Origin of the sequence: Pseudoalteromonas sp. S1608 (genome assembly GCF_005887265.1) — a bacterium.
Classification (GTDB): Bacteria; Pseudomonadota; Gammaproteobacteria; order Enterobacterales; family Alteromonadaceae; genus Pseudoalteromonas; species Pseudoalteromonas undina.
This window is the reverse complement of sequence record NZ_PNDK01000027.1, coordinates 1-12,730: the sequence shown is the minus strand read 5'-3', so window position 1 is coordinate 12,730 and position 12,730 is coordinate 1. Positions and strand designations below refer to the sequence as shown.

Below are 12,730 nucleotides of genomic sequence, written 5' to 3'. Positions count from 1 at the left end.
TTAAGCAACCTCAACAACGGCTTGCTGCGCAATATTTGCTTTATCAAGCATCACTTGGCCATCCAATAGGCGCACTAAGCGATCAGCATAGGCACCCTCTTTTTCTGAGTGAGTCACCATGATCACCGTTGTGCCTTCACGGTTTAATTCGCGTAGCATCGCCATCACTTCATCACCGTTTTTAGAATCAAGGTTACCGGTTGGCTCATCGGCTAAAATTAGTTTGGGATTAATCACTAATGCACGCGCAACGGCTACCCGCTGCTGCTGACCACCCGATAGTTGCTGTGGTAAATGCTCGCCGCGGTGATCAATACCCACGCGCTTTAAAATGGTTTCTACGCGTTGCTTACGCTCACTTTTTGATATTTTTTGATACTGCAATGGCAACTCTACGTTTTCATAAACTGTTAGCTCATCAATCAGGTTAAAGCTTTGAAATACAAAGCCAATTGATTCTTTACGTAGCTCTGCTAGTTGCTTTTCGCTATAGCCTGCAATGTCAGTTCCCGCAAAATCAAAGTTGCCTGAGGTCGGTGAATCAAGCATACCCAAAATAGAAAGCAGCGTTGACTTACCACAGCCAGATGGCCCCATTATCGCTAAGAAATCGCCTTCGTTTACAGTTAAGTTAATATTACTCAGCGCTGTTGTTTCAACATCTTGAGTACGAAATACGCGGCTTAAATTAGTTAGTTTGATCATTGTTATTATCCTTAAAATTGTAGTTGCTGTGCTTTGTCAAAGTTACTGTAGCTAGAGGTAATCACTTTATCCCCAGCGTTTAGCCCTTCAAGCACTTCAAAATAGTGTTGATTCTTTTTGCCTAGGCGAATATCACGGCGCACTGCTTTATCACCGCCTTGCTCGATTACATAAACCCAGTTACCGCCCGAGTTAGTAAAAAAAGCCCCGCGTTTAAGCAGTAAGGCATTGTTATTGTCATCCCCTAGCATTAACTCAATATCAATGCTTTGGCCGCGCTTAATGCTTTTAGTGTTACTGGGTAGGTCCACTTCTACTTGAAATTGTGACTGCTGTACGCGGCTATCGATTTTGCTCACTTTTGCATTCACCGTGCCGCTTTCAAGCTCAATCATTACCGCCATGTCACGCTGCACTTGGTTTAAATAAAATTCATCCATGCGCACCACTAACTTATATTCATTAGGAATATCTATTTGGCCTAACCGCGCACCACTGTTTTTAGATTCGCCAATTTCCACATCAAGTTCGCTTAAATAACCCGATACCGGTGCTTTGATTAATAAGTTGTCGAGATTTCGACGCGCAAATTGCAGATTTTTTTCGAGCATTTTAGCGCTGTCTGACAACTGCGCCACTTGCACCTCACGGATTGAATTTTCTTGCTGTTGGCGCTCAAGGGTGAGCTCTTTACGGGCTTGGTAATAATTTAAATCTTCTTCAAGCTCAGCTAGTTGGTCTTGCGCCAATACGCCACTTTTAACCAAAGGTTTAGTTTGTTTTAATCTACGTGTTAAATGGGTAATTTTTAATTCGATTTCTAATAAGTCGCGGCGTAAGTTTAACCGGCTGGTTTCCATGTTCATTTGCGTATTACGTAAAAAGTTAAGCTGCTCGGTAACTTGTGCTTCACGGCTCATTACATCCAGTTGTAGGTTAGTATTGCTTAGGCGCACGAGCGGTTGGCCTTTCTCAACATATTCACCTTGCTCGACTAATCGCTCTTCCACTTGACCACCAGCAATGGTATCGAGATAAATACTGGTTTTTGGCACAACTTGACCGCGTAAGCTTAAGGCATCTTTAAAGGCACCTTGTTTAACCGTGCTAACCGTTAAACCACTACGCTCGATATTTTGGCTACGGCCTGTATCACTGCTTTGCGTAAAACCATATGCAGCCGCAGCAACACCTAAAGTAAGAGCTGCAAAAGTAAATTTTTTTAAATACTTTTGCGTAAATGAGCGTTCTATTTTTTTGTCCATGTCGACTACCTTGATACAGGTTTAATAAACTAATTACCGATAGTTAATACAAACGCTGTGCCAACTTTAATTAACAAATAAAATCAACCACTTAAATACAGCTTAAGTTTTTAAACTAATTATAGTGTCCGTTTATAGAACACTTTATTATCTTATGAACGTCCATTTATGGACACTGTCCCCTTTTTGTTTTAGGCTAAATAAAACTCTATAAGAATAAAAAACATGAAACACACAGGCTCTCTTCTAATTGTTGATGACAACCCAGACATTCTCATTGCAGCACGTTTATTACTAAAACAGCATTATCAAAGTGTTAAAACCACAGACAATCCATTTGACATTGCAGGCATCATTAACGAGCAACGCAAGCTCGAGCAGCCCGTTGACGTAATACTGCTTGATATGAACTTTACCCAAGACTCAATCAGTGGCAAAGAAGGCTTTTATTGGCTGAAAAAAATTATCGAACAAGACGCTAATATCGTTGTTTTATTAATGACCGCTTACGGCGATATTCAATTAGCCGTAGATGCAATTAAAGCGGGGGCCTCTGATTTTATTGCCAAGCCTTGGCAAAACGAACAATTACTTGGCGCAGTCGCCGCTGCATTTTCACACGCAAAAGACAAACAGCAAGTGGGCAAATTAACGCGGCAAAAACAGGGGTTAAACCAAGCCTTAAACACGCCTAACTTTGAGTTTTTAGGTCAAAGCAATGCGATGCAACAGGTGTTTAGCACCATAGAAAAAGCAGCTCAAACTGATGCCAACATATTAATAACCGGTGAAAGTGGCACAGGGAAGGAGTTGACCGCACACGCCATTCATCAAGCAAGTATGCGCCACAATCAAACCTTTATGAGTCTAGATATGGGTGCAGTAGCTCAGAATTTATTTGAAAGTGAACTATTCGGCCACAAAAAAGGCGCGTTTACTGATGCTAAAGCCGATCGCATTGGTAAATTTGAGCTTGCCCACGGTGGCAGTTTATTTTTAGATGAACTGGGTAATTTACCCCTAGAGCATCAAGCCAAATTACTGGCTGCACTGCAAAATAGACAAATAACGCCCGTTGGCAGTAGTAAAGCCGTTGATATTGATATCCGCCTAATTTGCGCCACTAACGACAACCTTGATCAAGCCGTCGCAGAGGGGCGTTTTCGTCAAGATTTATTGTATCGGATAAACACCGTTGAAATTCGCCTTCCGGCATTACGGGAGCGCAGCGATGACATTCCATTATTAGCTAATTACTACCTAAAACACTTTGCGCAAAAATATAAACGCAGCTTAACCATTAGCGATCATGATATGAGTGCGCTTTGCCAATACGCGTGGCCAGGTAATGTGCGAGAGCTTGCCCACGCTATAGAGCGTGCGGTTATTTTAACTGAAGGGGATAAACTCGATATAAGCTCAGTGGTTGGTAATTCAATATCAGTTAGTACTGACGAGAAAACCCAAAGCACGGAGGTTTTAAACAATGTAGCGCAGTACGACACTTTTGATTTAGACATACTTGAACAACGAACAGTTCGCGCAGCACTTAAGCACCATCAAGGTAATGTTAGCCATGCAGCCAAAGCACTGGGTTTAACTCGCGGTGCCATGTACCGCCGCCTTGAAAAGTACGGGCTATAATCATGCGAGCTAATTTATTACTTTCATTTAATATTATCGCACTTATAAGTGTTAGTGCATTGCTTAGCTATGTATTGCAAAAGCATGGTTTTTCAGCGACGACATTGTTAATGATGCTAGTCGCTGCGGCGCTAATAGCGCATATTTTTACGCTGTTTAAGCGCCAACAAAAACAAGCTGAAATGGTGATCCGAGCCTTAGCCAATGGCGACAGCACCTTGGGGCTTGGTCAACAACATCCAATGCTTAAGCAATTTGAACAAGTAAAAACGCAAATGCAAACGGCACGTTTTAATGCCGAGCAACAAGCACAGTTTCTACAAGCTTTGCTCATCCATGTTGATTTAGCTGTTATGGTATGTGATGACAACGGCGAGGTGATCGAATCAAATCCAGCCGTTAGTAAATTACTGGGGAAGAGTTTTCGACATTTACATGAGTTAGGGGCTGTAGGTGAGTTAATTTTAAACGCCGAACACAATATCCGCAGCACCACCTACTGGCAAAATGGCGAGCAGCACGACACTCTCTCAATTCAACTTAGTATCGCCGAAATTCAAGGTAAAGTTCGTCGTGTAGTGAGCCTACAATCAATTCACGACCAGTTACAACTCAAAGAACAGCAAGCATATAAACGCTTAACTAAAGTGCTCACTCACGAAATTGCTAACTCCATTACGCCACTTTCATCGCTAGCTGATACTTGTAGCAATTTACTGCCACAAGAGCTATGTTTTGATGAGCTTGAAGATAAACAAGACTTACAACTTGCGCTAAACACGTTAGCATCAAGAACCGCTCATTTAGGGGATTTTATTGCTCGTTTTCGCCAAGTTAGCAGCTTACCTAAACCCAATTTAACACCGGAAAATTTAGCCGATATGCTAACGCGTATTGTCGCTTTACATCAACAACAAGCACGCGTTCAACACACCCATATCGAACTGTCGATTAAAAATCAGCAGTTAGTAATGCTTGATAGCAGCCAAATAGAACAGGTATTAGTAAACTTAATAAAAAATGCACTTGAAGTACTAAAGAGTAACCAAAAGTACAGCGCAGAGAATGCCGCTCAACCAAGGATCGAAATTAGCTTGGCGCAAAACACTAGCCAGCAACTTTATATAGAAATCAACGACAACGGCCCAGGTATCAGTGAGCATGTGATAGATATGATCTTCGTGCCATTTTTTACCACCAAGCAACAAGGCTCCGGCATTGGCCTTAGCCTCTCCCGGCAAATAATGCTCAACCACGGTGGTGATTTAATTTATATACAAAAGCCACAAGGCGCCTGTTTTAGGTGTGTGTTTGGTTGAGTGTAGAACGCCATTTAAGGTGGCGACTCATTAGCATTGGCACTTTCGCGCTAAAGCACGACGTACTAAATTGCACTGCATGTCTCGTAGGTCGTCGTTTACGGCGATAGTTAATTTGCAATACAGGTAATTAAATCAACCTAAAGATCAACGGGCTTACCAATATTAGCCCGCAACCAAAGCCCACTTTAACTTGCCATGCTTTATATTTACCTGTGACTTTAATTCCTAACAGTGGGCTTAATAAGTCGATACGTCGCGCAGCAATAAACACCAACCAACAAATAATGAAAGTGAGGCTGAGTATAAGTAATGGCTCCACAAAACCACCTAATTGCAGCTTCGACAAATAAAACGCAAGGCCAATAATCACACTTTGATGTAATAGATAAAAAGGGAATACTGCACCGTTTAATAAAGCCAGTTTAGGGTGATCGTGATTCAAAAAACGTTGTGCTAGTGCCAGCATTAACAACACGCCCATTAATCGTTGCGCAGTATACAGCATATCCATGCTGGTAATTTGCCATTGGCTAGCAGCAGGGTTTTGCCAAATCGTGTTGTAACACAGTACAACAACTATATAACCTAACGTAAATACTACGAATAGCACTCGCCAATGACGAAGTAGCTGACTATAAAATGAAGGCTGCCACGCAAGCAAGTAACCGTAAAGTAAGAACAGCGCGCCCATGGGGTATCGGAAAGTATCACTCGGCCAGCTCAGTTTTAAAATACACAGCGGCAATAGCAATACAATAAAAATAGTCAATAACGAGCGCCCACATAAACGCGTGATTATTGTATGCACAGTAGCGTGAAGCAGCAGCGGCATTGCTAACACCAGCAATAAAGTAAATTGCCATAACGAACGTAAGTACCAAAGGTGATTCACATCGACATGAGGCCAAATCCCTGCTTGATAGCGCTCGAATAAAGGGTTGGTTAAATCAAAGAACTGGCTGTAAAACTGCCAAAAGCCCATAGCTAAACTGGCTTCTTGGCTCATTTGCGCATAAAGCTGAATAGGCACAATAAACCAAATGCCAAACAATAAAGGCAGTAATATTTTTACACTTCGCGTAGTTAAAAACATACCTAGACTAAAGCGCGCGACAATAAAGCGCAGCGCCACACCTGAAATAAACCAAATTAATCCCATTCGCCATGGCGACAATAAAAGCATGACGTTTTCAATACCGCTGGATAAGTACTGACTTTTAAAATGAAAGCCCCAATTTTCACTGTATAACATGCCGGTGTGGTAAAAAATTAATAAGCCAAAGGCAAGTACTCTCAGCCAATCTAAATCATAACGGCGAGATGGCAACTCTTCGCCTTGGTTAAACACATTTAACCAAGGTTTTAATAGCGTACGTGTTGTATTTTTAATGACTATTTTAAGATTCATAGGAGATTTAACTTACAATTAATTAATAACAACTATGGACAACACACTGTGTTAAGCAATCACAAAAGGCTTATAAAACAGTCAATAGGGATAAACGGTGGATATCAGGGATGATATAAACTTGGTGTTTTATCACTCTCTTGCTAGTCTAATTGCGGTCTTTTAAAGAGTTACAATAATAATGATCACTTTATCGCACTTTCAGCGCTATCAAACTTGGTACGCGGCTTTATTTTTATGTAGTTATATTTTTATAAACAACACGATTAATGCCAGCTCAAATATTATGGAAGCCCAACGTGATGGCGCACTTCCTTTTATGATCTGGGAGCCCTTTGTATGGGAATACTCGAGTGCTATTGGCACTTTATTATTGTTTCCGGCTTTAGTTTGGTTATTAAAAGCTAAGCCCTTTAATTGGCAAAAAATCTCTCATTCAATATTACTGTACTTAGTAGCGAGCATTGCTTTTTCGTTATTACATATTGGTATTATGGTTGCTATCCGCAAACTCATTTACACCTTGCAGGGTATGCAATATGACTTTGGGTTAGTGTGGTTTGAGTTACTTTATGAATACCGCAAAGATTTGTGGGGATTCTTATTTTTGATTATTGTTATTAAAACCTATCAATATGTTGTGAGCCAATTAACTGGTGAAGCAGCCCCGATCAGTCAAGGCGAAGATACTGCTGAATATGTAAACTTAGACAGGCTACTGGTAAAAAAGCTGGGAAAAGAATTTATTGTTCGCGTAGCAGAAGTAGATTGGCTTGAATCAAATGGCAATTATGTAAATCTACATATTGGCGCTCGAATTTACCCTTTTCGTGCAACCATGACACAACTTATAACTCAGTTAGAACCACAAGGATTTTGCCGCATTCACCGTTCTCATGCGGTTAGGTTAGACGCGGTTGAATCAATCACGCCATTAGCAAGTGGCGATAGTGAAGTAAAGCTCACTACAGGCAAAGTGCTAAACCTGTCACGTCGCTATAAAGAACAGTTTAAACAATACTTAAATTCAGCCACCGCACATTTTTAGCTCACCCTATGTTAAGCTTAACGGCTTTAGTTTAGCTGCATTTATATTTTCGGAGTAGTTTAGTACGTGTTTGTAAATCGATTTATCCGCATTCTACCGCTGGTTATTATTTTATCTGGCTGTGAAACCACACCCGATACACCAACATCACCCCCTGAAATTAAGGCTAACCCCAAAAAAATTGTTAAAGAACAAAACGAAAATATTGAGCAAATAGCTCCCTTAAGTCCTCAGAAACTCGATGATGTGTGGCAACGCATCCGAGCGCAGCTTACATTTGCCAATTCTAGCCACCCAGATGTACAACAACGCATTGCATGGTATTTATCGCACCCAAATTACATGGATGAAATTAGTCGCCGTGCTGAGCCTTACCTTTATTATATAGTCACAGAGGTTGAAAAGCGGAACTTACCCATAGAATTAGCATTAATGCCGCTAATTGAAAGTGACTTTGATGCCAGTGCCTATTCGCACAAGCATGCATCTGGACTTTGGCAATTAACGCCTGCCATTGCTAAATATTTTAAAGTGCAAATATCCCCTTGGTATGATGGCCGACAAGATGTTATTGATAGCACTCGCGCAGCGCTGGATTTTATGGAGTACTTGTACAAGCGCTTTGATGGTGATTGGTATCATGCAATAGCAGCTTATAACTTAGGTGAAGGCCGTGTACTTAGAGCAATTAGTAATAATAAAAAACAAGGCAAACCCACTGATTTTTTCAACTTAAAACTGCCCAAACAAACCAGTCAGTACGTGCCAAAATTACTAGCTGCGGCACAATTATTAAAAAGCCAAAAAATGGCTTTTCCTACAATTTCAAACAGCCCAACAATTGCAGTATTGCCTATTGATGGCGCTGTTATTTTAGATAACCAAGAAGAATGGCGGTCATTAGAGGGGTTAAACTATGGCGTTATCCGCTTCCCTGCGGTCATTGATGCACCTCACATTGTTGTGCCAGCGAGTAAACAAGCCGAATTTAAGAGTATGTTGGCTAATCAAAAAGAAAACGATTACAGCCAATGGCAGCATTACACAATTCAACCGGGGGATAGTTTAAGCGTGATTGCAAAACGTTATGCAATCAGCGTTAAACAGCTAAAAGCGTTTAATAATTTGAAGACTGATCGCATCCGCGCTGGTAAGAAATTAATACTGCCGATGTTGGCAGATCAACAGGTAGAACACTTAGTAAAGTCAGGCGAAAGTTTATGGAAAATAGCCAAACGCTACAACGTCAGCATTACCAAGCTAAAACAATGGAATAACCTGTCGCGAGATCGTTTGCAAATAGGTGAGAAGTTAACGGTGTTTTTATCTAATAGCTAAGTGAAAGGGGGCTGGCAAAGCTGTCAGCCCCTTTCAATTAGGTGGTTTTAGTTTGTTTCATCGTCTTGCGCGTGCCTGCCGTACCAGTTTACTCTGCGCGTCAACATCATTATTAAACTGAGTACCACGAACACCAGTACACTGCCCATTAATAATGCGTAATCCTCTGCACTGAGTAATCCGTATAAAAGACTATAGATAAATAACACCCCACATAAGAATAGCCCTCCATGTTTGCTATTTTTAAGCATACCCGCAACATAAACACTCAATAGAATTGCTGATGCAAGCGCCGATAATAAATACGCAATATTAAAGCCCAAGTGCTCACTAAGTGAAATCAGTAGTAAATAAAATACCGCTAAAGCAAGCCCGACAAAACCATACTGTACAGGGTGTATTGGCTCATCACGCAGTACCTCGAGCAAAAAGAAGCTCGCAAAAATAAGTACAATAACCAAGATGGCATAATTACTTGCTCGATAATTTTTAAGGTAGTGATTAACGCTATCGACTAAATTAACTCCCATGTTACGTTGCTTGAACAAGGTGCACTCATTACGAAATAAACATTGGTTAAATAGCTCTTTTAAATTGGTCGCAAAGTAATTGGTTTGCCAACTCGCAGAAAAGTCCTGTGCCGAAATTGATGACTCGATAGGCAGGTAATCCCCTACAAAACTTGGGTGTGGCCAATCGGCTTGCATTGTCAATGAGCTGTTTTTACCAACCGGTGCAAATGAAAGTTGACGCATACCCTGCAGATTTAAATCTATTTGATACGGCAGTACCTCACTTTTGCGAATGGTTTCATAATCAAGCTCTACACGAATCCCTTGTGGTAACTGATCTAGCTGGGTACCGGGTAGTAGTTCATAACTTCGCTCGTTAACATTAATGTGTGATCCTTGTCCTATCCCTCGGACATCAGAAATGGCTAAAATAAGGTTGAGGCGTTTTATCTTTTTGTCCGCTAAGACAGCTAATGCACTCGTTTTAAACCGCCCTTCAAATTGGTTCTGTGAACGATATAACAACGCTTTATAAATACCACGGTACTTTTCAAATGTTGCTAGATTACTACTGACATTGAGCGATTCAGGTAAAAGCGTCATATTCATCAATTGCTCGCTCGTTTTACCATCAACCGTAACTGTTTCTAGGTACTGAGCATGAATAAATGGGCCAATAACCTGCTGTTCATCACTGCTACTCTTAGCTATATCAGCCTGAACTTGCTGCTGCAATTCTGATCGCTCATCAATTAGATTTTGGATCATAAAGATAGGGATCAATAACAACACGATAAGCCCTATTATTATGATCAGTTTGGTTTCTATTTTTTGTTTCACTGTTATGTACTCCATCTATTACATAAGCATAGAGTAACGGAGCTATATGGATTTACTGAGGTGCTTAGATGGAGCTTTTATGGAGTAGGCATATTTATATGAACACGGACGCCATTTTTAGTATTTTTTATGTTGAGCTGCCCTTTATGTAATTTAACGACCTGCTCAACGAAGTTTAGGCCTAATCCAGTGCTTTTTTTACCATTGGCTCTAGGGAGTGAATAAAACCGTTCTGTGATGCGTTCAAGGGCATAATCTGGGATACAAGGCCCCGTGTTATCAATATAGATTTGAACATAGGATGGCTCTTGTATTACCTGAATGTGAATCTCCCCCCCCTCGTTGATAAAGTCCAATGCGTTATCAAAAATATTGTATAGCGCTTGTTGAATTAGAAATACGTCTCCTAAACACACACTGCTAGTGTCGCAGCTAATTACTACTTGTACATTTTGCGTTGTGGTTCTGGCAATAAAAGAATCTTTAATTGCTTCAAATAAAGGTTTTACAAAAACCTTCTTTCGCTGTTCAAGTTCAGGAAGCTGCTCTAATTTGGTAAGCGTAAGCAGCTTATCTATTAGCTGCTGCATTCTCACTGTTTCAGACTCAATATTATTTGCAAATAACTGTTTTTTATCTGTACTTAGGGGAGACTGTAAAATCTCGCTTGCACCTTTGATTGCAGATAGAGGGCTTTTTAATTCATGAGTTAGTGTTTGAACATAATGCTCAACGTAACGTTTGCCATCTAACTGATTGCGCATTTTTTCTAGCGCATCACTTAACAAGCTATATTCATAAAAAACTCTAAACCTTGGTTTAGATGCTTTTTCACCTCGCCCCATTTTATCCGCATAGTTTGCCAGCTTATACAAGGCACCATTGATTCGCCAGGCAATCAATGCTCCAACCATTAATGCCAAAATACTCATCACGACTAACCAACTTAATACACGGTACTTAGACATGTTTATAAAAGGTTGTACAGAGCGATTGGGCTTAGCCACAGTGACTGACCCAATAATATTACCATTATCGATTATGGGCGCAGCAACATGCATGACGGTTGAAAGTGGGTCATCTTGAGCAGTTGCGGTCGAGCGAGCACCGTACTCTCCCCGTAATGTGAGATAAACATCATTCCATTGTGAAAAATCTTTTCCTATATCTTGCTGCCAAGAATCAACAACAACGATTCCCGCAGCATCCGTAATATATATACGGTGATTTGTCCCTTGTTTATTTACCCCCCAGATTTTTGCATTTGGTTGCCTGCTGCCATACGAGTTAACCACATTAGTAAAGTGGCTTTGTGACAGCGTACCACGAGCTAAATCATCTCGCGCCATCACTGCAAGCAAATTAGCCATATCAACCAAGGTTTCCTCGGTAACCTGACGAACTGTGGGCTTAATCTCGCGCATAACCGTTGAACTAACTAAGTAAGTCGTTAGTATCACGAGGATAAAATAAAGCAAAAACAATCTCAGCCCGAGCGGGATTTTAGGCCAACGCTTCAAGCGAGCTAATGAATGCGTGGAGCGTTTAAATAGGTTCATAAAAATAACCAAAACCTCGCTTAGTATGAATCATGGGCTCATGACATACAGCGCGTAATTTATTTCTAATGGCTTTGATATGACTATCAACATTGCGGCTATATACACTGTCTTGGCATAGTTGTGCTGATGATAGCAGTTGCTCTCGAGAGAATACCTGCTTAGGGGATAACACTAGCTTATCAAGCAATTTAAACTCTAAAGCCGTTAAATTTAACGGGGTGTTATTGAAGTAGTAATCAAAATTATTACTGTACAGACCTGATTGCTCAGTAGAAGTATTTATTTGTGTTTCTCTGACAGCATATGGCTTTAAACGAAGTTTAACGCGAGCAAGCATTTCTCGAGGGCTAAAGGGTTTAGTGACATAGTCGTCTGCGCCAATCTCTAATCCAACAACGCGATCGATTTCATCGTTGCGTGCCGTTAAGAAAATGATGGGTAAAGAAGAAAATTCGCGAACTTGCTTACATAGCTCAAAACCATTTGCATCAGGTAAACCAACGTCTAAAATCAGTAAATCTATCTGTGTAGCTTTAATATAACTAAGACCAGCCCCTGCGGTATCGAACCAAACGACGCTAAAGCCATCCATCTCGAGCGTATGAATCAAGGTGTCTGCAATTGCTTTTTCGTCTTCAATGATCACTATCTGCGCCGTTGCCATACAACTTATTCCTTTACTACAACCTAATAAACACGCTTATAGTTACAGTAAGTAACAAGTCAGTCAATATCCTTTATAAGGATGCTCTTTGAGCACAATAAAGTGGTTAGACGCTTTATTTAAATTAGAGGTGAAATTTTCACAGCCTAAGATCCTCTAGCTATTTCACTTCCCTGCAGATACAAAAAAGCCCGACTCGAAAGAGTCAGGCTTTTTTGTATTTGGAGCCATTGTGCGCTACGCAGTAGGATGACCTACTTTCATACACTTGATGTTCTTTAATGGAGATGCACTTAGCTCTAGACTGGTCGAGGGGTTCTAGATACTCAACCCACACTACGATGGTCAGGTTAACGCTGTGCAGCTGATAGCTGACGGCTGACGGCTGACGGCTGACGGCTGACGGCTAATACTTTCACGTT

Annotated in this window: 10 protein-coding genes; 4 read left to right on the top strand and 6 right to left on the bottom strand. The window is 40.8% G+C overall.

The annotated features are described in order from the left end of the window. Entirely contained in the window at window positions 1–705 is a 705-nt protein-coding gene (locus CWB75_RS12145; RefSeq protein WP_054454271.1) for an ABC transporter ATP-binding protein, read from the bottom strand. An 11-nt stretch (window positions 706–716) separates the two neighbouring features. Next, window positions 717–1,970, bottom strand: a complete 1,254-nt coding sequence (locus tag CWB75_RS12140) for an efflux RND transporter periplasmic adaptor subunit (protein WP_138570773.1) — start codon at window positions 1,968–1,970, stop codon at window positions 717–719. Between the two features lie 225 nt (window positions 1,971–2,195). Between CWB75_RS12140 and CWB75_RS12135 the strand changes: the two genes are divergently transcribed. Next, entirely contained in the window at window positions 2,196–3,614 is a 1,419-nt protein-coding gene (locus CWB75_RS12135) for a sigma-54-dependent transcriptional regulator (protein WP_138570772.1), read from the top strand. Window positions 3,615–3,616: 2 nt separating this feature from the next. Continuing rightward, window positions 3,617–4,933 (top strand): sensor histidine kinase, encoded by a 1,317-nt coding sequence (locus tag CWB75_RS12130; protein WP_138570771.1) that lies wholly within the window; start codon window positions 3,617–3,619, stop codon window positions 4,931–4,933. A 130-nt stretch (window positions 4,934–5,063) separates the two neighbouring features. Here the strand turns inward: CWB75_RS12130 and CWB75_RS12125 are convergent, their stop codons facing one another. After that, window positions 5,064–6,344 carry an acyltransferase family protein gene (locus CWB75_RS12125; protein WP_138570770.1) on the bottom strand — a complete coding sequence of 427 codons (1,281 nt, stop codon included), beginning with the start codon at window positions 6,342–6,344 and terminating at the stop codon, window positions 5,064–5,066. Between the two features lie 184 nt (window positions 6,345–6,528). Between CWB75_RS12125 and CWB75_RS12120 the strand changes: the two genes are divergently transcribed. Together CWB75_RS12120 and CWB75_RS12115 are read left to right on the top strand one after the other, a co-directional pair. Next, complete coding sequence (locus CWB75_RS12120) at window positions 6,529–7,392, top strand: LytR/AlgR family response regulator transcription factor (RefSeq protein WP_138570807.1); 864 nt, start codon at window positions 6,529–6,531, stop codon at window positions 7,390–7,392. A 66-nt stretch (window positions 7,393–7,458) separates the two neighbouring features. Further along, window positions 7,459–8,730, top strand: a complete 1,272-nt coding sequence (locus CWB75_RS12115; protein WP_138570769.1) for a LysM peptidoglycan-binding domain-containing protein — start codon at window positions 7,459–7,461, stop codon at window positions 8,728–8,730. Window positions 8,731–8,777: 47 nt separating this feature from the next. Here CWB75_RS12115 and creD read toward each other — a convergent pair whose 3' ends face one another. The 3 genes from creD to CWB75_RS12100 all read right to left on the bottom strand — a co-directional run bounded on the left by creD (window position 8,778) and on the right by CWB75_RS12100 (window position 12,308). Continuing rightward, window positions 8,778–10,082, bottom strand: coding sequence for a cell envelope integrity protein CreD (gene creD, locus CWB75_RS12110; protein WP_138570768.1), 1,305 nt, complete (start codon window positions 10,080–10,082; stop codon window positions 8,778–8,780). A gap of 77 nt (window positions 10,083–10,159) precedes the next feature. Then, window positions 10,160–11,641: a two-component system sensor histidine kinase CreC gene (creC, locus tag CWB75_RS12105; protein WP_198527846.1), complete on the bottom strand. Its 1,482-nt coding sequence runs from the start codon at window positions 11,639–11,641 to the stop codon at window positions 10,160–10,162. Continuing rightward, window positions 11,628–12,308: a response regulator gene (locus CWB75_RS12100; protein WP_010392155.1), complete on the bottom strand. Its 681-nt coding sequence runs from the start codon at window positions 12,306–12,308 to the stop codon at window positions 11,628–11,630. The genes creC and CWB75_RS12100 overlap by 14 nt, the downstream gene beginning before the upstream one ends. Between the last annotated feature and the right edge of the window lie 422 nt (window positions 12,309–12,730).

Coding starts and splice junctions, on each gene's coding strand:
- CWB75_RS12135 (WP_138570772.1), top strand. CDS start 2,196: ATGAAACACACAGGCTCTCTTCTAATTGTTGATGACAACCCAGACATT.
- creC (WP_198527846.1), bottom strand. CDS start 11,641: ATGAACCTATTTAAACGCTCCACGCATTCATTAGCTCGCTTGAAGCGT.
- CWB75_RS12140 (WP_138570773.1), bottom strand. CDS start 1,970: ATGGACAAAAAAATAGAACGCTCATTTACGCAAAAGTATTTAAAAAAA.
- CWB75_RS12100 (WP_010392155.1), bottom strand. CDS start 12,308: ATGGCAACGGCGCAGATAGTGATCATTGAAGACGAAAAAGCAATTGCA.
- CWB75_RS12125 (WP_138570770.1), bottom strand. CDS start 6,344: ATGAATCTTAAAATAGTCATTAAAAATACAACACGTACGCTATTAAAA.
- CWB75_RS12130 (WP_138570771.1), top strand. CDS start 3,617: ATGCGAGCTAATTTATTACTTTCATTTAATATTATCGCACTTATAAGT.
- CWB75_RS12145 (WP_054454271.1), bottom strand. CDS start 705: ATGATCAAACTAACTAATTTAAGCCGCGTATTTCGTACTCAAGATGTT.